This is a genomic window from Amycolatopsis sp. NPDC088138, from assembly GCF_044741685.1.
Taxonomy (GTDB): Bacteria; Actinomycetota; Actinomycetes; order Mycobacteriales; family Pseudonocardiaceae; genus Amycolatopsis.
In genome coordinates, this window is sequence record NZ_JBIUTB010000004.1 from 238,869 (window position 1) to 258,932 (window position 20,064).

Below are 20,064 nucleotides of genomic sequence, written 5' to 3' on the forward strand. Positions count from 1 at the left end.
GTGCAGATCGGGATACTGGGGCCGTTCGAGGTGCGCACCGACGACGGTGCCCTCGCCGACGTGCCGGGCGCGCGATTGCGCGGGCTGCTGGCCGCCCTCGCGCTCGAACCGGGGAACGTCGTCGCGAAGGCGACGCTCGTCGACTGGATCTGGGGTGAGAACCCGCCCGCGGAGGCGGCGAACGCCTTGCAGCGCCTGGTTTCCCGGCTGCGGAAGGCGCTGCCGGACGGCGTGGTCGAGGGCCAGCCGGACGGCTACCGGCTGCGGGTGGCGCCCGAGGACGTCGACGCCGTGCGGTTCGAACGCCTCGTCGCCCGCGCCCGCGAGGATCCGCGGCTGCTGCGCGAGGCACTCGGCCTGTGGCGCGGTACGGCCCTGCAGGACGTCGGGCTGCCGGACAGCATGGCCCTCGACGCGGCGGTCACCCGGCTCGAAGGCCTGCGCGTGGCCGCGTTGGAGGACCGGTTCGACACGGAGACCGGCGGCGCGGAGCTGGTCACCGAACTGACCGACCTGGTGGCCGCGCACCCGCTGCGCGAACGGCTCGTCGCCGCGCTGATGCGCGCCCTCGTCGCGGCCGGGCGCGACTCCGAGGCGCTGCTCGCCTACCAGCGCACGCGGGAAGCCCTGGCCGACACGCTGGGCGTCGACCCGTCGCCGGAGCTGGCCGCGGTGCACGTCGCGCTGCTGCGGGGCGAGCTGGGCGGGCGGGAGGAGACCCGCAAGACCAACCTGCGCGCCGAGCTGAGCAGTTACGTCGGCAAGGACGCCGACGTCGCCGCGGTCCGCGAGCTCGTCACGGCGAACCGGCTCACCACGCTGATCGGCCCGGGCGGTTCGGGGAAGACCCGGCTGGCCACGGAAACCGCGCGCACCCTGCTCGGCGACGTGCCGGACGGCGTCTGGCTCGTGGAGCTGGCGGCGATCGGCGCCGAAGGGGACGTCGCGCAGGCGGCGTTCGCGGCGCTGCGGCTGCGGGACGCGCTGCTCAGCGAGTCGCCGGACGCGGAGCCGGTGGACCGGGTCATCGCGGCCGTCCGCGAGCGGGAACTGGTGCTGGTCCTGGACAACTGCGAGCACGTGATCGAGTCGGCGGCGGCGTTCGCCCACCGGGTGCTCGGGGAGTGCCGCCGGCTCCGGATCCTCGCGACGAGCCGCGAACCCCTCGGCATCACCGGCGAGGAACTGTGGCCGGTCGCGCCGCTGGTCCTGCCCGCGGCCGACGCCGGGCCCGGCGAGATCGAGTCCGCGCCGGCCGTCCGGCTGCTGCGCGACCGGGCCGGCGCGATGCGCAAGGACCTCGGCACTGACCCCCGCACGTCGTCGACCCTGGCGCGCGTCTGCCGGGCGCTGGACGGGATGCCGCTGGCCATCGAGCTCGCGGCCGCCCGGTTGCGCACGATGTCCCTCGACCAGCTCGCCGACCGGCTCGACGACCGGTTCCGCCTGCTGACCGGCGGCAGCCGCACCGCGCTGCCGCGGCACAAGACCCTGCGGGCGGTGGTCGACTGGAGCTGGGAGCTGCTGAGCGACGCCGAACGGACGGTCCTGCGCCGGCTCTCGGTCTTCGCGGGCGGGGCGAGCCTGGACGCGGCCGAGCGGGTCTGCGCGGGCGACCCCGTCGAGCCGTACGAAGTGCTCGAGCTGCTGACCGCGCTGACCGAGAAGTCCTTGGTGGTCACCGAAGACAGCGGTGCCCCGCGCTACCGGATGCTCGGCACGATCAAGGAGTACGCCGGCGACAGGCTCGCCGAGGCGGGGGAGACGGAACAGGCGCGTCATGCGCACCTCGCGTACTTCACCGAGCTGGCCGAAACCGCGGACCCGCACCTCCGCCGCGCCGAGCAGCTCGACTGGCTCGCCACGCTTTCGGCCGAGCACGACAACATCACCGCCGCCATGCGCGGCGCGATCGCGGCGGGTGAGGCGCATGGCGCGATGCGGCTCGCGGCGGGCGCCGCCTGGTACTGGTGGTTCGGCGGGCACAAGGCCGAGAGCAACGAGCTGATCATGGCGGCCGTCGCGCTGCCCGGCGACGTCGCCGACGACGTCAAGGCCACGGTGTACGGCTACGCCACGATGTTCCTGAGCTCCGGGCGCAGCGGTGACCAGTACCGGGCGGAGGAGTGGATCCACCAGGCGTACGAGTTCACGCTGCGCGGCCGGCACCGGCATCCGGTGTGGGGTGTCGTCGCCGCGCTGGAACGCCTGCTTCGGGACCCTTCGGCGCCGGTGTGGGAACCGCTGCTGGACGACGAGGACCCCTGGGTGCGCGCCCTGGCCCGCCTGCACATCGGCAAGCGGGCGATCGAGCTCGGCCGCGACGGTCGGGAGGCGGACGCGGACCTCGAGAAGGCGCTCGCGGAGTTCCGCGCGCTCGGCGAACGGTGGGGGATCTCGTTCGCCCTGATGGAGCTGGCGAACCGGATCGCCGTGCGCGGCGAGTTCACCGTCGCGTGCGAGCACTACGAACGGGCGATCGCGGTCGTCACCGAGGCCGGGGCCCTCGACGACGTCGTGCCGATGCGGTCGCGGCAGGCCCAGCTGTACTGGCTGTCGGGCGACGAAGAGGCGAGCGCGGCCGCCATGGCGGAGGCCCAGCGGCACGCGGAACGGGTCGCCTGGCCGAGCGCGCTGGCCGAGCTGGCGCTGTCCAAGATGGAGTTGGCCCGCTGGCGCGGCGACATCGAGCAGGCGTCCCGGCAGCTCGGCGTCACGACGGCGATGCTGGGGGAGGACGCCGCGCTGCCAAGCTTCCGCGCGATGACGCAGAGCCTGCTCGGTTACCTCGCCGAGGATCTCGGCGAGTCCCGCGACCACCGCCTCGCCGCCTTCCGGGCGGCGTCCGAAGTGGGACACCCGCCGACGATCGCCCAGGCCCTCGTCGGGCTCGCGGATCTGGCGCTGCGGCGCGGAGAGCACGACCAGGCCGCGCGCCTGCTGGCCGCGAGCGCCGGGGTACGCGGGCTGCGCGACCGCTCCGACCCGGACGTCGCCCGGATCGAACGGGAAGCCCGGAGCCACCTCGGCGACGAGGGGTACGCCGAGGCGGTCCGGGCAGGCGAGGCGGCCGACTGGACCGAGCTGGCCGAGGTCACGCTCGCTTCTTGAACGTGGACCGCGCCCACAGGTACCCGACCAGTGCGATCCCGGCGCACCACGCGACCGCGGCGATCGCGGTGCCGGTCGAGGGCGCCCCGCGCAGCAGGCCGCGCATCGTCTCGATGATCGGGGTGAACGGCTGGTACTCCGCGAACTGCCGGAGCCCCGGCCCCATCTTCTCCGCCGGGACGATCGCGCTGCTGAAGAACGGCAGCATCACCAGCGGCACGGACGCGAGCCCCGCCGTCTCCGGCGATTTCGCCGCCAGACCCAAGGCGATCGTGAGCCAGCCGGCCGCGAACCCGAGCAGCACCACCATCCCCGCGACGCCGAGCCAGTCGAGGAACCCCGCCGACGGGCTGAAGCCCAGCAGGAACGCCACCCCGACGAGGGCCGCGATGGCGACGACGTTGGTCAGCAGGCTCGCGACGACGTGCCCGGACAGGATCGCGCCGCGGGAGACGTCCATGACCTTGAACCGGTTGATGATGCCCTTGGTCATGTCGGAGTTCACCGACGTCGCGGTGGCCCCCAGCCCGTAGCAGACGGCCAGCAGGATCAACCCCGGTGTCGCGTAGTCGATGTAGTCGACTCCGACGTCGAAGGCGTCTCCCATCATGTACACGAACATCAGCATGATGATGATCGGCATCAGGACCGCGTTGAACACCGAAGTCGGGTTCCGCGCGATGTGCTTGAAGTTGCGGCGCAGCATGACCAGCGCGGGGGCGTTCATACCGTGGTCACCTCCGTGGTGTGGCCCGTCAGGGCGAGGAAGACGTCGTCGAGGTCGGGGGTGTGGACGGAGAACTCGTCGGCGGCGAGCGAGTACTCGTCGAGCCGGTCGAGCAGGGCCCGCAGGGATTTCGTCCCGCCGTCGCCGGGCACCCGCAGGGCCAGCGCCTCGTCGATCCGCGTGGCCTCGGGGAGGATCCGCGCGGCGGCGTCGAGCTCGGCGGCGGTGGTGAACCGCAGGCGGACGTGCGTGCCGGGCAGCCGGCGCTTGAGCTCGTCCGGCGTGCCCTCGGCGACCAGCCGGCCGTGGTCGAGCACGGCGACGCGGTCGGCGAGCTGATCGGCCTCCTCGAGGTACTGGGTGGTGAGGAAGACGGTCACGCCGTCGGCCACCAGCTCGCGGATGATCGTCCACATCGTGCGGCGGCTGCGCGGGTCCAGTCCGGTCGTCGGCTCGTCCAGGAAGATGATGCGCGGGCCGCCGACCAGCGTCATCGCCAGGTCCAGCTTCCGGCGCATGCCCCCGGAGTACGTCGACGCCGGTTTCCGCGCCGACTCCACCAGGTCGAACCGCTCGAGCAGCTCCGGGACGACCCGCCGGTTCGCGCGGTTGAGGTCGGCCATCAACTGCAGGTTCTCCTGCCCGGTCAGCAGTTCGTCCACCGCCGCGAACTGGCCGGTGACGCCGATCGCCGCGCGCACCGCCTTCTCCTCGGCCCCGACGTCGTGCCCGGCGACCCGGACCGTCCCGGCGTCGGCCTTCGTCAACGTGGTCAGCACGTTCACCGTCGTCGTCTTGCCCGCGCCGTTCGGGCCGAGCAGGGAGAAGACCGTGCCCTCGGGGACGTCGAGGTCGACGCCGTCGAGCACGACCTTGTCCCCGAAAGCCTTGCGCAGTCCGGAAACCTCGATGGCCGTCACTGGTCCGCCGCCGTCCAGGTCACCGGCAGCTCGTGGACGCCGTAGATGTTCATGTCGGTCCGCAGCTTCACTTCGCTCGCGGGGACGGCGAGTTCCAGCGTCGGGAACCGGCGCAGCAGGGCCTCGAAACCGGCGCGCATCTCGATGCGGGCCAGCTGCTGGCCGAGGCACTGGTGGACACCGTGGCCGAAGGACAGGTGCCCGCGGGCCGTGCGGCGGACGTCGAGGGTGTCCGGGTTCTCGAACTTCTTCGGGTCGCGGTTGGCGGCCAGCAGCGAGATGACGACGGTCGACCCCTCGGGGATGGTCTCCCCGCCGAGCTCGATGTCCTCGGTGGCGTAACGGAAGAAGATGTCGGCGACGGACAGGTAGCGCAGCAGCTCCTCGACGGCCCCGGGCAGCAGCTCCGGGTCGGCGGCCAGCTCGGCCCGCTGTCCGGGGTGCTCCAGCAGCGCGAAAGCGCCCAGCGACAGCATGTTGGCCGTGGTCTCGTGGCCCGCGAGCAGCAGCAGGAAGGCGACGCCGGTCAGCTCCTCGATGGAGAGGTCCTCCTGGACGGCCAGGTCGGACAGGATGTCGTCGTCGGGTTCGGCGCGCTTGCGCGTCACCAGCTCGGCGAGGTAGGTGTTCAGCGCGATGTAGGCGCCCATCTTCTCTTCGAGCGTCTGGTCCTTGACCATGAACTGGGCCGAGTTCGCCTGGAACTCCGCGCGGTCGGCGTAGGGGACGCCGAGCAGTTCGCAGATCACCAGCGACGGCACCGGCAGCGCGAACTCCGCGACCAGGTCGAGCGGCGGTGTCAGCTTCGCCATCGCGTCCAGCTGCCGCTCGACGACGTCGACGATGTGCGCTTCGAGCTGCTTCATGCGCTTGACGGTGAAGGCGCCGGTGAGGCGCTTGCGCAGCCGGCCGTGGTCCGGCGGGTCCATGGCGATGAACAGGCCCGGCAGCTGCGGGGACGGCTCGGTCGCGACGGGCATGCCGGGCGTCTCGTACGGCACGTGCAGCACGCCGATGTCCTGGCGGGAGCTGAACCGGGTGTCGGCCAGCAGCTGCCGGACGGCGTCGTAGCCGGTGACGAGCCAGCCCTCGTGCCCGTCGGGGAAGACCATCGGGCTGACCGGGCGGGCCTCGCGCAGCCGGGTGATCTCACGGGGCGGGTCGAACGGGCCGGCGTCGCGCTCCATCGGCAGGCCCTGCGGAACGGGAACGGTCTGGGTCATCGGAGGTCCTTTCGCGGTGGATGTCACCACCTTCGGGGGCGGACCTGACACGCACCTGACACGGCCCTGACACCGGCGGACCTCACGCGGCGCGTCGTGTCCGGACGATCCCGAAGGCGACGAGGGCCGCGGCCACGACGGTGAGCGTGACACCCGCGATCGTGACGGCGTCCCGGAACTGCGCGGTCTGCAGCGCGCTCCAGTGCGTGGTGGCGACGTCGCCGGTGAACAGCGCCGCGAGGATCGTGCCGGTGACCGCGATGCCGGCGCCGGAGGTGACCTCGGTGGCGGTGTCGACCAGCGCCGCGCCGATCGTGGTCCGGTTCTCGGGCAGGCCGCGCAGCACGTTGACGCCGGCGACGGCGCCGACCACGCGCATCCCCGCGGCCACGAGCACGAGGGCGAGCGCGACCCAGACGTAGCCGAACCGGCTCAGCAGGCCGTAGACGGCGAGGCCGGACACGACGGCCGCGGCGCTGAGCCACGCGGCCCGGTCGAGGCCGACCCGGCGGACGAACGGGCTGACGAGCGAGCCGCCCGCGACGAGGACGACGACCTGCGGCAGCATCCCGACGGCGGCGAGCGCGGGCGGCCACCCCCAGTCGAGCTGCAGCTGCAGCGTCACCAGGTAACCGAGGCCGGCCGTGGCCAGCCCGGCGGCGGCCTTGTAGGCCAGCCCGCTGGAGACGAGCGGGCGGGCGAGGAGCTTGAGGTCGAGCAGCGGGTAGGTGGCCGAGCGCTCGCGCAGGACGAACGCGATCGCCGCACCGACGGCCGCGGCGGTGGCCGCCCAGGGCGTCCACGAGCCGGTGCCTTCGTGCACGAACAGCGTCGGCGCGACGAGGGCGAGCACGATCGTCGCCGTGCCCAGCACCGCGCCGAGGACGTCGACCGGGTCGCGGTGCAGGTCGGCCGGGTCGTCGGCGGCGATGCCGGCCCGCACCCCGGCGAAGGCGAGCGCGGCGATCGGCACGTTCACCAGCAGCAGGAGCTGCCACGGCGCGACCGCGAGCACGAACCCGCCCGCGGTCGGGCCGACCGCGAGCCCGACCAGGCCGACGGTCGAGATGAGGGTGGTGGCCCGGACTCGCAGGCCGTCGTCGTCGAAGAGCCGGAAGGCCAGGGCCATCGAGCCGGGGGTGGTCATCGCGGCCGCGACGCCCATCGCCACCCGGACGGCGATGAGCTCCGTCGCGGTGCCGACGAAGGCGGTGGCCAGGCTCGCGGCGCCGAGCAGGACGAGCCCGACGAGCATGACCCGCCGCCGGCCGAACCGGTCGGCGACGGCGCCGAAGGCCAGCATCAGGCCGCCGAACACGACGGCGTACGCGCCGGTGACCCACTGCAGCGCGGTCGTCGAGGCGTGCAGTTCGCGGCCGATCGTGGGCAGCGCGACGTTGAGGATCGAGTTGTCCAGCATCTCGAAGAGGAACACGGCGGACAGGCCGGCGAGGGCGACCCACGCCTCCCGCAGCGATCGGGGAGACCGGACAATGGGGATGGTCTGAGTGAGGGGCATGGGACTAGGTTAACTGACTAAGTTTAGTTAGACAAGGAAGTGAGGGTGGATGCCCAGGACGAGTGAGCGCGGCGGGCCGCAGACGCGGGCGCGGATCGCGGAGGTCGCGGGCGGGCTGTTCCTCGAGCGCGGGTTCGAGAACGTCACGGTCGCCGAGATCGCGCGGGAGGCGGGAGTCTCGAGCGTGACGGTCTTCAAGCACTTCCCGCGCAAGGAGGACCTCTTCCTGGACCGCGCGGACGACGCCGCCGAGCTGCTGCGCTCGTCGGTGCGTGAGCGTGAAGCCGGCGTCGACGTACTGGCGTCGCTGCACGAGGCGACGCGCCGTCTCGTCGAGGTCCGGCACCCGCTGTCGGGCGTCGAGGACCGGTCGGTCCCGTTCTTCCGGACCGTCGCCGGCTCACCCGCGCTGATCGCGCGCGCCCGGGAGATCGCCGCCGAGCTTCAGGGCGTTCTCGCCGGGGAGCTGGACCGCGACCCGGCCTTCGACGGCGACGGGACGTTGCTCGCCGCGTTCTTCATCGCGGGGTACACCACGGTGCTGGTGGAGACCGCGCGCCGCCTCATCGCCGAAGATCCGCGCGACGCCGTGGTGGACGACCACAGCGCGCGTCTGGAGCGGCTGTTCACCGCCCTGCGCGACGGCGTCGTCCCCTAGGCTGGGCGGCATCATGCCCGCCGAAACCCTGCAGATCCCGACCGCCGACGGCCAAGCCGATGCCTTCGCAGCTTTCCCCGACGACGACCGGAAGCACCCGGGGGTGCTGCTGTACCCGGACGCGTTCGGCCTGCGTCCCGAACTGGAGAAGAAAGCCCGGGAACTGGCCGGGCACGGGTACTACGTGCTCGTCCCGAACCTCTACTACCGCCACGGCCCGGCCCCGGTGATCACCCTGCCCGAGCACATCGGGGAGGACGTCCGGCCCGCGGTCATCGCCCGGCTGATGCCGTTGCTGGAGCAGCACACCACCGAGCGCATCCTGCGCGACGCCGACGCCTACCTCGGTTTTCTCACCGAGGTCGGCACCGGACCGGTCGCGGTGACCGGTTACTGCATCGGCGGCGCACTGGCGCTGCGCACCGCGGCGGCCAACCCCGGCCGGGTGGCCGCGGTCGCCGGGTTCCACCCGGGCTTCCTGGTCACCGACGCGCCCGACAGCCCGCACCGCCTGGTGGCCGGGCTCACCGCCGAGGTCCATCTGGGCCTGTCGGAGAACGACATGTCGGCCGAGGCGCTGGGTGAGCTGACCCGGGCTTTGGACGCCGCGGGAGTCAGCCACACCACGGAGATCTACCCGGGCACGGTCCACGGCTTCACGATGTCCGACACGGACGCGTTCGATGCCGCGGGTGAGCGGCGCCATCGGGATCGCTTGCTGGCGCTGCTCGACCGGACTCTGGTCGCCGGCTGACGAACCGGACGCCCGGCCGTGCGGCCGGGCGTCCGGACCGCGTCAGCCCTTGGCGGTCAGCTCGAGCACCCGGCCGGTGAGGTCGAGGAGCTCGTCGACACTGCTCGCCAGGTAACTGAGGTCCACGAAGGTGTGGTCCGGCTCCAGCGCCGCGACGATCTTCACGATCGACTCGGCCAGGACCTCCAGCTTGGTGCCCGGGTTGGCGTTCACCCGCAGGGCCACGCCCAGTGCCTGCGGGTCGCGGCCGGCCTTCTCGGCGTCGGCGCGGATCTTGGCGAGGGTCGTGGTGAGGACGTCCGCCGGGAACGCCTCGGGGACCGACCAGGCCGGCAGCCAGCCGTCGGCGCGCTCGGACACCCGGCGCTGGGACTTCTCGCCGAAGCCGGCCAGGTACACCGGTGGCTTGCGGACCGGCTTGAGGTCGACGTGGGACTCCGCAATCGTGTAGCCGACGCCCTCGTGCGAGACGATGTCCTTGCCCCACCAGGTGTCCAGCAGGTCGAGCAGGTCGTCGAGGCGCTTGCCGCGCTCGGACATCGGGATGCCGACCGCCGTGTACTCGTCCGGCGACCAGCCGATGCCGAGACCCGGCAGGAACCGGCCGTTGCTCGCGACGTCGATGCTGGTCAGCATCCTGGCCAGGTTGGCGGGCTGGTACTGGGTCGCGTTGATGGTGCTGGAGCCGAGGACCGCGGTCTCGGTCACCGCGGCGGCGACGGCCAGCGCGGCGAACGGGTCGTAGGCGGTCCAGAACTCCTCGGGCATGGTTTCGTAACCCGGGTAGGGCACGACCGGGGCGACCGGCGAGAGCAGCCGGTCGCCGACCCACAGACCGGCTGCCCCGGCCCGTTCGGCCTCGCGCGCGAACCGCGCGACCCCGCCTGGTGTGGCCGCCGCCTTGCCGAACACCGGAAGGCTGAAACCAAGACGCATGGAGTACTCCCCTGAGAGTGGACGGACCGTACCGGTCCTGTCACCACTAGTACCCGCATCTGGTTGTGCGTTCAAGCACTGCCGGAAAGCGCTGTCAGCCCTACCAGGGCAGCTCACCGGTTTCGTCGCGGAAGGTCCCGGTCGGGCCGTCCGCGCCGAGGGTGGCCAGCTCCACGACGGTCCGGGCGCTCTCCTCCGGTGAGCGGCCGATGCCGAAGGCCGCCGTCATGTCGGTGGCGGTGGTGCCGGGCTCGACGGCGTTGAACTTGATGCCCGGGTGGGCCTTGGCGTACTGGACCGTCAGCATGGTGGCCGCGGCCTTGGACGCGGAGTAGAGCGCGAGCGGCAGCTGGAACTCCGGCCGGTCGGGGTTGGTCACCGCCCAGAACGAACCGGCGCTGCTGGACACCGTGACCACGGTCGGGTTGGAAGACTTGCGCAGCAAGGGAAGCGCCGCCTCCGTGACGCGCACGAACCCCACCGCGTTGGTGTCGAACACCCGCAGGGCCGTCGGCCCGTCGAGCGCTTCGCTGCCGAGGACGCCCGCGTTGTGCACCAGCACGTCGAGATGTCCTTCGGCCGAGCCGATCGTGGCCAGCGCGTCGCGCGCCGAGGTGTCGTCGGTCACGTCGAGCCGCACGAACCGCGCGCCGAGGTCCGCGGCGGCCTTCTCGCCCCGCTCGGCGTCCCGCGCTCCGATGTAGACGGTGTGCCCCTGTGCCAGGAGTTGTTTGGCGGTCTCGAATCCGATGCCCTTGTTGGCGCCGGTGACCAGGGTGACGGTCATGCGTTTCCCTTCGAAGTGAGCTGCCGGAGCAGTTCCCCGGCGTCGTGCAGCGCGGTCATGTGGACAAACCGTCCATTGTGGACCTGATAGATGGCGAACTCGACGATCTCGAACGACGCCCCGGTCGGCGCCACGCCGAGCCAGTCCTTCGCCGGCGTGCCCGTGTTGACCAGGCGCGCGGCCAGGCGGTCGCCGTCGAAGAGCAGCTCCTTGAGCTCCCAGTGCAGGTCCGGCACCGCGTCGACGTCGGCCTTCTGGACGGCGAGGAGGTCGTCCCGGGTGGCCGGCTCCCCGTTCAGCGTGGTCCGGTCGTTGATGAACTCGTCCATCCGGTCGAACCGGTGGGCGTTGAGCTCCTCGAGGTAGCGCCGGTAGAACTCGCGCAGATCGCCGTCGGACACCGGATCCCCTTTCTGAAGTGATCGATGCAGAATTCGACTGTAGCACGTTCTGCATCGATCACTTCAGAAGTGTCAGACGGGCGGCCAGGCGCGCAGGGCGGCGTCGGCCATGTCCTGCAGCTCGTCGCGCCCGACCCCGCTGGCGGCCTGCACGGCGATGCCGTAACCCAGGGCCGTGACGTACCGGGCGACCAGCGCCGGGTCGGCCTCCGGGGGCAGGTCGCCATCGTCGACGGCTCGCTCGAACCGGGCCCGGATGGTGGTGTAGCCGTCGTCGCGCCACGCGACGAGGAGGTCGCGGGCTTCCGAACCGGTGTCGCCGGTGGCCAGGGCACCCTGGACACCCAGGCACCCGTTCGGGCCGGTCGGGCGGGTGGTGGTCCGGATGGTGCCGGCCAGGATCGCGGTGGCGACGCCGAGGGCGGTGGGCTCGTCCAGCGCGCGGGCCAGGTACGCGCTCGGGCCCTCGGTGTAGCGCTCGAGGGCCTTGCGGAACAGCTCTTCCTTGTTGCCGAACGTGGCGTACATGCTGGCCGTCGAGATGCCCATCGCGCCGGTCAGGGTGGCCAGGCTGGCGCCCTCGTACCCCTGCTCCCAGAACACCAGCAGGGCGCGCTCGAGCGCCTCGTCGACGTCGAACCCCCGTGGCCGCCCGGCCGGACGGCGCTGCCTGGTCTCCATCTGCGCACTGTACCTCTTCTGCATCGATCGATGCAGAAATGTGGTCAGCGCCGGACCGCCCGCAGCACGAAGGCGTCCAGCGCCAGCGGGCGCACGTCGGTCAGCTCGAACCCCGCACCGGCCAGCAGCGCGCGGTAGTGGGACTCGGTGCGTTCGCGGCCGCCGACGTTGCACAACATGTGGATGTCCCACGGCACGGCCAGCGACGCGGTCCCGCTCTCCTCGGGCAGCAGGCGCTCGATGATCAGGAGCTCCGCGCCGCCGGGCATGCCCGCCGCGCAGGTCGTGAGGATCGTGTGGCACCGCGCGTCGTCCCAGTCGTGCAGGACGCGGGACAGCAGGTAGACGTCACCGTCGCCGGGGACACCCTGGGTGAAGTCACCGGGCACGAGGCTGCAGCGCGTCGCGTGCTTCGCCAGCGCCGGCCCGGCGACCGCCAGGGCTTCCGGGCGGTCCATGAGCACCCCGGTGACCGCCGGGTGCGCGTCGAGCACGCGGGACAGCAGCGCGCCGTTGCCGCCGGCCACGTCGACGACGACCCGGGCGGCCGAGAGATCGGCGACGCGGGTGAGCTCGGCGAACATCGCGTTGCTGGCCGCCATCGAGCGGTGGAACAGGTCCGCCAGCTCGGGGTTCGCGGCCAGGTGGGCGAAGTGGTGCGCGCCGAAGACCTTGGCGAACGACTCCTCACCCGTGCGGACGGCCTCGGTGAGCGCGGAGAACGAACGGTAGAACGGGCCGCCGTACATCAGGGCGAGCGCGCCCATGGCGCCTTCGACGTCCGAACGCAGCAGCGCACCCACGTCGGTGAGCACGTGCCCCGCGGCCGTCTCGCGGACGACGCCCAGGGTGGCCAGGTACCGCAGGAGCCGGCCCAGGCTCTCGCGGTCGGTGCCGGTCGCCGCGGCCAGCGCGCCGAGGTCGGCGGTCGTGGCCAGGTGGTCCGGCAGCCGCAGTTCGACGGCCGTGGCGACGGCTTGGGTGGCCCACGCGCCGGTCAGCAGCCCGAGCAGTTCCGTGCCGGGCTCGGACGCGCGCTGGTGCGCGGCGAGCACCTGCGGGAACTCGCCCGCGCAGAGCAGCTCCAGCCGCCGGTAGGCCGGGGCGGCGTGCGCGTCGCGGAAGTACAGCACGGTGGCGTTTTCGTGGTTGTTGTACCCGCCGCCGTCCGGGCGCAGCCGCCCGGCGACCGCGCCGCGCAGTCCATTGAGGACGATCGGGTCGGCCCGGGGCACCGCGAGCGCGAAGTGGTCCTCCCGGCCGTGCTCACGTTCGTCGGCGGCGATGTGGGCCAGCTCCGGCGGGGTGAGCAGGACGAAGATCTCCAGCGCGCACGGACGGCCGGCGCGGTCGGTCACCGGGGCGCGCAGGATGCCGGCCGTCAGGTCCTCGGCGGGCACGCCGTAGCGGCGGGCGAGCCGCGCCCGGACGACCACGCTGGGGCTCATCAGCCCGGTTTCGAGGCCGTGGCGGGAAAGTTCCTCACCGAGCCCCTCGAGGGTGTTCGGGAAGATGAGCAGGGCGAAGTGCGAGAAGGGCGCGTGCGCCGCCAGCGCCGCGCGTTCGGCGGCGGGCAGGGACGGCAGGGCCGCCGCGAGCACCGACGCGGTGTCGTTGCTGCGGACGAGATCCCTCGCCGTGGTGAGACGGTCGAGGTCCTCCGGCGCGAGCGCGGGGGCGATCGTCGCGGTCATGAGCACTCCAGCTGATCAGATGCCGACGTAGTTTTCGGCGAAGAAGTCTTGGTGCGCGCGGGATTCGCGCAGGTTGCCGAGCCGGGTGCGGCGCAGCGCGGACCCGAACGGCCCGGCGCCGGCCTGGTCGTGCAGCAGGCCGATCATCCAGTGGGAGAACTCCTGCGCCCGCCAGATCCGGGGGAGGCAGGTGCGGGAGTACGCGGCGAGACCACGCTCGTCGTCCCGCCGCAGCGCGTCGACGAGCGCGGCGGCCAGCACCTCGGCCGCCATGATCGCCAGGTTGGCGCCCTTGGCGGCCGACGGGCTGATCAGGCTGGCGGCGTCGCCGACGAGGAACAACCGGCCGTGCCGCAGGGGATCGACGACGTCGGAGCGCAGGCGCACGATCCGGCGTTCGGTGACCGGACCCTGGTGCAGCGCGCCGAACTCCCCGGTGCGCATCCGGACGGCCAGCTCCGTCCAGATCCGCTCGTCGGTCCAGGCGCCGGCGTCGTCGCCGGGCGGGACCTGCAGGTAGTAGCGGGTCACCTGCGGGCTGCGGGCCATGTGGCCGGCGAACCCGCGCTCGTGCAGGGCGTAGGTGACCGCCGGCATGCTCGGCGGCGCCTCGGCGAGCACGGCCAGCCAGGAGATGCCGTGGTCGCGGGCGCAGCGGGCCGGCGCCGGGACGGCCCGCCGGGTGACGCCGTTGCTGCCGTCGCACCCCGCGAGGAACCGGGCGTTCACCTGGCCGGTGCGCCCCTGGTCGTCGCGATATCCGACGGTCGCCGTGCCGGCGTCGACGTCCGTGACCGTCACCCCGAACCGCAGGTCCCCGCCGCGGGCGAGGTATTCGGCGACGAGATCACCGACGAGCCGCTGCTGCGGATAGACGGTGTGCTGCTCGCCGCGGCCGAGCCGGTCGTAGTGCAGGGTGAACTCGCCGTCCTCGTCGCGGAAGGCGCAGGTGCCGTGCGTGCTGCCGTCACGCAGCATCCCGGCGCCGAGGCCGTGCTCGGTCAGCACCCGCGCGCTGTTCGCGCCGAGGAAGCCCGCCCGCGCCCTGGCCTGCACCTGTTCCCGGCTGCCGCGTTCGAGGACGAGCGTGTCGATCCCGGCGGCGCGCAGCAGGTTCCCCAGCACCAGCCCTGCGGGCCCCGCGCCGGCGATGAGCACCGATGTCCGATCGGCCATGAGTTCCCGGCCCGTTCCCTTCCCGACGAAGGGCGGCCCACCCGGGCCGCCCAAGGGCCAGACCTAACCAGGCGCGCGTCCGCGCGGCCCGCAGGTCGGCGTCGTGGCGCGGTGGGATCACCCATACGGGGATCAGCCGTCCGAAGTGGACCGCCGGTCGTCGCTGTCGCTGGATTGTCGACGGCCCGTGTCACGGTGGGCCTCCTGTCCCGGCAGCTGGTGAGGAGTACGAGAATGGGAACTGCACGGAGGAACGGGTTCGGCTCGCGGAGCCTGCGGGTGGTCATGACCCTGGCGGTGGCCGCGGGAGCCTATGTGGGGCTGGCGGCGCCCGCGGCGGCGGTGGGCACGGTCCAGGTGGTCGTCGGGCCGCTTTCGGTGAGCAACTCGCAGTCGCCGAAGTTCGCGCCGTCGGCGGTGTGCCCGGCCGGCACCAAGGTGCTCGGCGGGGGTGGCTGGGCCCAGGTCCAGGCGAGAACACCGGAGTCGGAACGGGTGGTGCTGTCGGAGCTGCGGCCGGCCCCCTCGACGACCGGTGGCCGCGACAGCTACGAGGCGGGCGCGTTCGAGCTGTCGCCGGGCACGACCGCCGACTGGTCGGTGCAGGCGTTCGCGATCTGCGCGCCGCCGATCGCGGGTATGCACCTGGTCACCGGACGGTCGATTTCGTCGAATGCGACGCAGATCGCCCGGGCCGACTGCGGGTCGGACAACGAGGCGGTGCTCGGCCTCGGCGCGCAGATCCTGGGCGCCGACGGGCAGACCACGCTCGTCTACGAGTTCGCCGAGACCTTCCGGGTGGCCCAGGTGAAGGCGCTCGAGGACGCCGACGGCTTCAGCGGCACCTGGGAGCTCGACGCGTTCGCGGTCTGCGCGCCCTTCCCGCGGAACTACGGGACCAGCTTCGGGATCTCGTCACCCACGACCCCGAACTCCGACGCGGTGCAGGTCGCGTTTTCCCGCTGTGGCAGCGGAAACGGCAGCAAGACGCTGGGTGTGGGTGCCGCGATCAACAGCCCCCTTCCCGGCACCGGCCTGCAGGTGGTGTTCCCGGGCAGCCAGCTGGAGTCGGCGGCCGTCGAGGCGACACCCACCACCGCCACCTGGGGACCGACTGTGGTGCAAGGCATCTGCGGCGACTGAGTGTCAGCTCAGCGCGGCCGCCTTGCGCAGCAGGACCGAGCGTTCGCGCTGGTTGGTGCACAGCCGGGCGGCCAGCTCCAGCTCGGCGCGCGCCTCCGGGTGCCGTCCGAGCCGGGCCAGCAGCTCGCCGCGCACGGTGGGGACCAGGTGCGAACCGGGGAGCCGGTCCGTCGCGACCAGTTCGTCCACCATGGCCAGTGCCGGCTCCGGACCGGAGGCCATGGCCACCGCGACGGCCCGGTTGAGCTCGACCACCGGTGACGGCGCGACCCGGCCCAAAGCCTCGTAGAGCACCACGATCCGGTCCCAGTCGGTCTCTTCGACCGAGGGCGCCGCCGCGTGGGTGGCGGCGATCGCGGCCTGCAGGCCGTAGGGGCCGAGGCCGCGGGCCGACGCCTTGGCCAGCGCGTCCAGCCCGCGGCGGATCGCCGAGACGTCCCAGCGGCGCCGGTCCTGGTCTTCGAGCAGGACCGGCTCACCGTCCGGGCCGGTACGGGCCGGGAAGCGCGCGGCCGTCAGCTCGCACAACGCGAGCAGGCCGTGCACCTCCGGCTCGTCCGGCAGCAGCGCGGCCAGCGTGCGGGCCAGCCGGATCGCCTCGTACGCGACGTCGGAACGCACCAGCCGATCGCCCGACGTGGCCGTCGACCCCTCGGTGAAGATCACGTAGAGAACGCTGAGCACACCGCCGAGCCGCTCCCGGCGCTCGCCGGCCGGCGGCAGCTCGAACGGCACCCCGGCCGCCGCGATCGTCTTCTTGCCCCGGGTGATGCGGGCCTGCACGGTCGGCACGGACACGAGGAACGCGCGGGCGATCTCCTCGCTGGTCAGGCCGCCGACGACCCGCAGGGTCAGCGCCACCCGGGACTCGCGGGAGAGCACCGGGTGGCAGCTGACGAACATCAGCGCGAGCACGTCGTCGTCGATCCGGTCGGGGTCGGCGTCCTCCGGGGCGACCACCTCGTCGGCCGCCATCAGGGCGTACCGGTCCTTGAGGGCCGCGCGGCGGCGGATCGCGTCGATCGCCCGCCGCCGCGCCGTGGTCATCAGCCAGCCGGCCGGATCGGCCGGAGGGGTGACCGCCCAGGAGACCAGCGCCTCGGCCACCGCCTCCTGGGCGGCGTCCTCGGCCAGCCCGAAGTCGCCGGTGAACCGGGTCAGCGCGGCCACGATCCGCGCCGACTCGATCCGCCAGACGGCCTCGACGTCGGCCGCACCCATCAGTTGCTCCCGCCGGACGGCGGGGCCTCTTCTTCACCGGGCACGCGCCGGACCTCGACCTTGGCCCCGCGAGCCGCCGGGACCCGCTTGGCCCACTCGACCGCCTCTTCCTTCGAGGCGACGTCGACCAGGAAGAAGCCCCCGAAGAGCTCCTTGGTCTCGCCGTAGGGCCCGTCGGTGACCACCGGCGTCTCACCGCTGAAGTCGACGACGACGCCGGTGCTCGGGTCGTCCAGCCCTTCGGCCGCGACGTAGACGCCGGCCTTGAAGAGGTCCTCGATGAACTGGCGGCTGGTGACCATCATCGCGTCGATGTCGGCCATCATGGCGGCGTTCGACTCGTCGGTGCCCCGCATGATCAGCATGTACTTCATGGTGTTCTCCTCGTCCGCCGAGGCCGTCTTCCGGCCTGTTGCGCCCTCAGGTCGAACGGCCGGCCCGCGGATCGACACGGCCCCGGAGAAATTTTCGCCGAGATCCCGCCGACCCCTCCGACCGCCGTATCGTCGCACGTCAAGAGCCCACTCGGCCTCCTGCCGCCCGCCGTTAATGAGCCCCTCCGTACCGACTGGGTGGTATGTTGCGCCGGTGATCGAAGAGGCGCACCGAACCTGGCGATTCCTTGAGCCGTACCACGGAATGATCTACTTCGCGCCGGAGGCCGCCGCCGCGTACGCGGAGCTCGGTCTCACCGGCCGCGCCGGCTACTTCGCGTCGAGGTCGGCCGCGCTCGGCGCGGTCCCGGCACCGGTCGTGGTCGCGACCTTCTACAACTTCAACCCGGTGCTCGTCCGGGCGTCGATCACCACCGCGTGGTCCACGACCGAGCCGGCCGCTGTCGTCGCCGCCCGCTACGCCGCGGCCGACCAGGCCCTGCGCGGCATCCTGGGCGACGCTATCGACTCACCCGAGATGCGCCGGGCCGCCGATCTCCTGCGCGCGGCCGCCGAGACGGTCGCCGACGACGTCACCGGCCGTCCGCTCTTCGCCGCCCACGCGGCCCTCCCGTGGCCTGCCGAGCCCCACCTGGTGCTGTGGCACGCGCAGACCCTGCTGCGCGAGTACCGCGGCGACGCCCACGTCGCCGCCCTGCTGACGGCCGGCCTGAGCGGCATCGAAGCCCTCGTCACCCACGCCGCTTCCGGCGCCGTCCCCGCCGAAACCCTGCGCACGTCCCGGGCCTGGCCCGAGGACGACTGGAACGCGGCCGTCACCGGCCTCCGCGAGCGAGACTGGCTCACCGCCGACGCGGCCCCGACGTTCACCCCGGCCGGCGCGGCCCGCCGGGCGGAGATCGAGAAGGCGACCGACGAGAACGCCGTCACCCCCTACGCCCACATCGGCGAGGCCGCCTGCACCGAGCTGCAGGCACTGGTGCGCCCGTACAGCCGGGCGCTCGCCGAGAAGCTCATGCCCTGGGCGCTCGCGAGGCAGTAGGCCCGGCACCGGACCTTTCGTTCGACGGTGAAAGGTCCGGGTTTGCCGCCCCGGCCGGTCAACCTCGCGTCCGCTGATCCGTCTTGACTGGTGTGAAAAGGGATAAGTCCGGCTCGCCGATGACGCGGGCGCGGCAAGATCACGTGCATCCTGTTCTCAAGCCGGGGTTCCTGCGCGGCCTGGTGGTCGCGCTGGGGGTCTCGACGGCCGTCGTGGCGGCACCGGCGGTGGCTTCGGCTTCCGTCGACAGTGTTCCCACACCGAACCTGAGCTGGACCGACTGCGCGGACGAGTTCCAGTGCTCCACCGCTTCGGTGCCACTGGACTACGACCGGCCCGCCGGCGCGAAGATCGACCTCGCCCTGATCAAGGAGCCCGCCACCGATCCCGCGCACAAGATCGGCACGCTGTTCGTCAACTTCGGCGGCCCGGGCGCCTCCGGCCTGCAACGCCTGCGGGAGCGCGGAAAGTGGCCGTGGTTGTTCTCCGACCAGCTGCGCGCCCGGTTCGACGTCGTGTCGTGGGACCCGCGCGGGATCGGGAACAGCACCGCCGTCCGGTGCTTCGGCACGCTGGCCGAGCAGGAGTCGTTCTTCGGCTCGTTCCCGGAGATGCCCGGCGACCCGAGCGGGAACGCGGCCTTCTACGCCAAGTCCAAGGAGCTCGCGGACCGCTGCTCGGCGAACGCCGGCCCGATCCTCGAGCACGTCTCGACGGCGAACACCGCACGGGACCTCGAGCTGCTGCGCCGCGCGGTCGGTGACCCGAAACTGACCTACCACGGCATTTCCTACGGGACCCAGCTCGGCGCCACCTACGCCAACCTGTTCCCGAACCGCATCCGCGCCATGGTGTTCGACGGCACGATGGACTTCGCCGGCAACGCCACCGGCCACGACGGCAGCGGCAAGAGCGTTCCGCTGGACACCCGGCAGGACGTCGCCACCGGCATCTCGCAGACGTTCGACCAGTTCCTGCGCCTGTGCACCGAAGCCGGCCCGAAGTGCGCGTTCTCTTCGGGCGATCCGAAGGCGAAGTGGGCCGCGCTGACGGCCCGCGCCAAGCAGGCGCCGATCACCGTGGACGGCGAAACCTGGACGTACTCCGGGATCATCAACGCGGCGGCCGACCTCTCGGACTCCCGCGGCTGGCCGGACATCGCGTCCCTGCTGCAGCGCCTGTACGACGCTCCCGCAACGGTTTCCGCGTTCAAGGCAGGCGAGCCGTACACGTCCAACCGGACCGAGGCCTTCAACGCGATCCAGTGCAGCGACAGTGATGTCCCCACCGATCCGGCGACTTACAGCCGGTACGCGGAATCCGAAGATCAGCGCGTCCCGTACTTCGGCCGGATCGCGGTGCTGGACATGATGAGCTGCGCGTTCTGGAAGGCGAAGGACACCGACCGGTTCACCGGCCCGTGGAACCGCCCGACGTCGGCGGAGATCCTGGTGCTGAACAACCACTACGACCCGTCGACGCCGCTGCCCGGCGCCCGGGACGGCGCCGCGGAACTGGCGCGGGCCCGGGTGTTCGTGACCGAGGGGTACGGGCACTCGTCGATGTACGTGCCGAGCACGTGCACCGAGCAGGTCAAGCGGGACTACCTGATCTCGGGGGCGTTCCCGGCCGCGGGCAAGACCTGCGCGATCGACGCGAGCCCGTTCGCGGGCTGA

18 protein-coding genes are annotated in these 20,064 nt (G+C 72.4%); 6 read left to right on the forward strand and 12 right to left on the reverse strand.

The features are described from left to right. Complete coding sequence (locus tag ACIOD2_RS22515) at positions 1-3,111, forward strand: BTAD domain-containing putative transcriptional regulator (protein ID WP_400541080.1); 3,111 nt, start codon at positions 1-3, stop codon at positions 3,109-3,111. On the opposite strand, the gene ACIOD2_RS22520 is transcribed toward ACIOD2_RS22515, so the two are convergent. The 4 genes from ACIOD2_RS22520 to ACIOD2_RS22535 all read right to left on the reverse strand — a co-directional run bounded on the left by ACIOD2_RS22520 (position 3,095) and on the right by ACIOD2_RS22535 (position 7,500). Then, positions 3,095-3,838 (reverse strand): ABC transporter permease, encoded by a 744-nt coding sequence (locus ACIOD2_RS22520; protein WP_400541083.1) that lies wholly within the window; start codon positions 3,836-3,838, stop codon positions 3,095-3,097. The genes ACIOD2_RS22515 and ACIOD2_RS22520 overlap by 17 nt on opposite strands. Beyond that, complete coding sequence (locus ACIOD2_RS22525) at positions 3,835-4,758, reverse strand: ATP-binding cassette domain-containing protein (RefSeq protein WP_400541086.1); 924 nt, start codon at positions 4,756-4,758, stop codon at positions 3,835-3,837. The genes ACIOD2_RS22520 and ACIOD2_RS22525 overlap by 4 nt, the downstream gene beginning before the upstream one ends. Next, entirely contained in the window at positions 4,755-5,981 is a 1,227-nt protein-coding gene (locus tag ACIOD2_RS22530; RefSeq protein WP_400541089.1) for a cytochrome P450, read from the reverse strand. The genes ACIOD2_RS22525 and ACIOD2_RS22530 overlap by 4 nt, the downstream gene beginning before the upstream one ends. Before the next feature lie 82 nt (positions 5,982-6,063). After that, complete coding sequence (locus tag ACIOD2_RS22535) at positions 6,064-7,500, reverse strand: MFS transporter (RefSeq protein WP_400541092.1); 1,437 nt, start codon at positions 7,498-7,500, stop codon at positions 6,064-6,066. 49 nt (positions 7,501-7,549) lie between these two features. Between ACIOD2_RS22535 and ACIOD2_RS22540 the strand changes: the two genes are divergently transcribed. Together ACIOD2_RS22540 and ACIOD2_RS22545 are read left to right on the forward strand one after the other, a co-directional pair. Next, entirely contained in the window at positions 7,550-8,158 is a 609-nt protein-coding gene (locus tag ACIOD2_RS22540; protein ID WP_400541095.1) for a TetR/AcrR family transcriptional regulator, read from the forward strand. Positions 8,159-8,171: 13 nt separating this feature from the next. After that, the gene (locus ACIOD2_RS22545; protein ID WP_400541098.1) at positions 8,172-8,912 is read left to right on the forward strand and encodes a dienelactone hydrolase family protein; all 741 of its coding nucleotides are present in this window, start codon (positions 8,172-8,174) and stop codon (positions 8,910-8,912) included. A gap of 42 nt (positions 8,913-8,954) precedes the next feature. On the opposite strand, the gene ACIOD2_RS22550 is transcribed toward ACIOD2_RS22545, so the two are convergent. From ACIOD2_RS22550 to ACIOD2_RS22575, 6 genes are all read right to left on the reverse strand, one after another. Further along, positions 8,955-9,848, reverse strand: coding sequence for a TIGR03619 family F420-dependent LLM class oxidoreductase (locus tag ACIOD2_RS22550; RefSeq protein ID WP_400541101.1), 894 nt, complete (start codon positions 9,846-9,848; stop codon positions 8,955-8,957). A 100-nt stretch (positions 9,849-9,948) separates the two neighbouring features. Beyond that, a complete protein-coding gene (locus tag ACIOD2_RS22555) occupies positions 9,949-10,635 on the reverse strand; it encodes an SDR family NAD(P)-dependent oxidoreductase (RefSeq protein WP_400541104.1) in 687 nt (228 codons plus the stop codon). Next, positions 10,632-11,036, reverse strand: coding sequence for an ester cyclase (locus tag ACIOD2_RS22560; RefSeq protein WP_400541107.1), 405 nt, complete (start codon positions 11,034-11,036; stop codon positions 10,632-10,634). The genes ACIOD2_RS22555 and ACIOD2_RS22560 overlap by 4 nt, the downstream gene beginning before the upstream one ends. 72 nt (positions 11,037-11,108) lie before the next feature. After that, entirely contained in the window at positions 11,109-11,717 is a 609-nt protein-coding gene (locus ACIOD2_RS22565; RefSeq protein WP_400541110.1) for a TetR/AcrR family transcriptional regulator, read from the reverse strand. Positions 11,718-11,761: 44 nt separating this feature from the next. Then, positions 11,762-13,411 (reverse strand): methyltransferase, encoded by a 1,650-nt coding sequence (locus ACIOD2_RS22570; RefSeq protein ID WP_400541113.1) that lies wholly within the window; start codon positions 13,409-13,411, stop codon positions 11,762-11,764. Positions 13,412-13,426: 15 nt separating this feature from the next. Continuing rightward, positions 13,427-14,587 carry a 4-hydroxybenzoate 3-monooxygenase gene (locus ACIOD2_RS22575; protein ID WP_400541116.1) on the reverse strand — a complete coding sequence of 387 codons (1,161 nt, stop codon included), beginning with the start codon at positions 14,585-14,587 and terminating at the stop codon, positions 13,427-13,429. A gap of 234 nt (positions 14,588-14,821) precedes the next feature. Here ACIOD2_RS22575 and ACIOD2_RS22580 point away from each other — a divergent pair, with 234 nt between their 5' ends. Further along, complete coding sequence (locus ACIOD2_RS22580; protein WP_400541119.1) at positions 14,822-15,730, forward strand: hypothetical protein; 909 nt, start codon at positions 14,822-14,824, stop codon at positions 15,728-15,730. Between the two features lie 3 nt (positions 15,731-15,733). Here the strand turns inward: ACIOD2_RS22580 and ACIOD2_RS22585 are convergent, their stop codons facing one another. Further along, entirely contained in the window at positions 15,734-16,951 is a 1,218-nt protein-coding gene (locus ACIOD2_RS22585) for an RNA polymerase sigma factor (protein ID WP_400541122.1), read from the reverse strand. After that, entirely contained in the window at positions 16,951-17,325 is a 375-nt protein-coding gene (locus ACIOD2_RS22590) for a YciI family protein (protein WP_400541125.1), read from the reverse strand. Before ACIOD2_RS22590 ends, ACIOD2_RS22585 begins: the two co-directional genes overlap by 1 nt. A 214-nt stretch (positions 17,326-17,539) precedes the next feature. On the opposite strand from ACIOD2_RS22590, the gene ACIOD2_RS22595 reads away from it, so the two are divergent. Both ACIOD2_RS22595 and ACIOD2_RS22600 read left to right on the forward strand, forming a co-directional pair. Next, the gene (locus ACIOD2_RS22595) at positions 17,540-18,388 is read left to right on the forward strand and encodes a hypothetical protein (RefSeq protein ID WP_400541128.1); all 849 of its coding nucleotides are present in this window, start codon (positions 17,540-17,542) and stop codon (positions 18,386-18,388) included. A gap of 170 nt (positions 18,389-18,558) precedes the next feature. Beyond that, positions 18,559-20,064, forward strand: coding sequence for an alpha/beta fold hydrolase (locus ACIOD2_RS22600; RefSeq protein WP_400543180.1), 1,506 nt, complete (start codon positions 18,559-18,561; stop codon positions 20,062-20,064).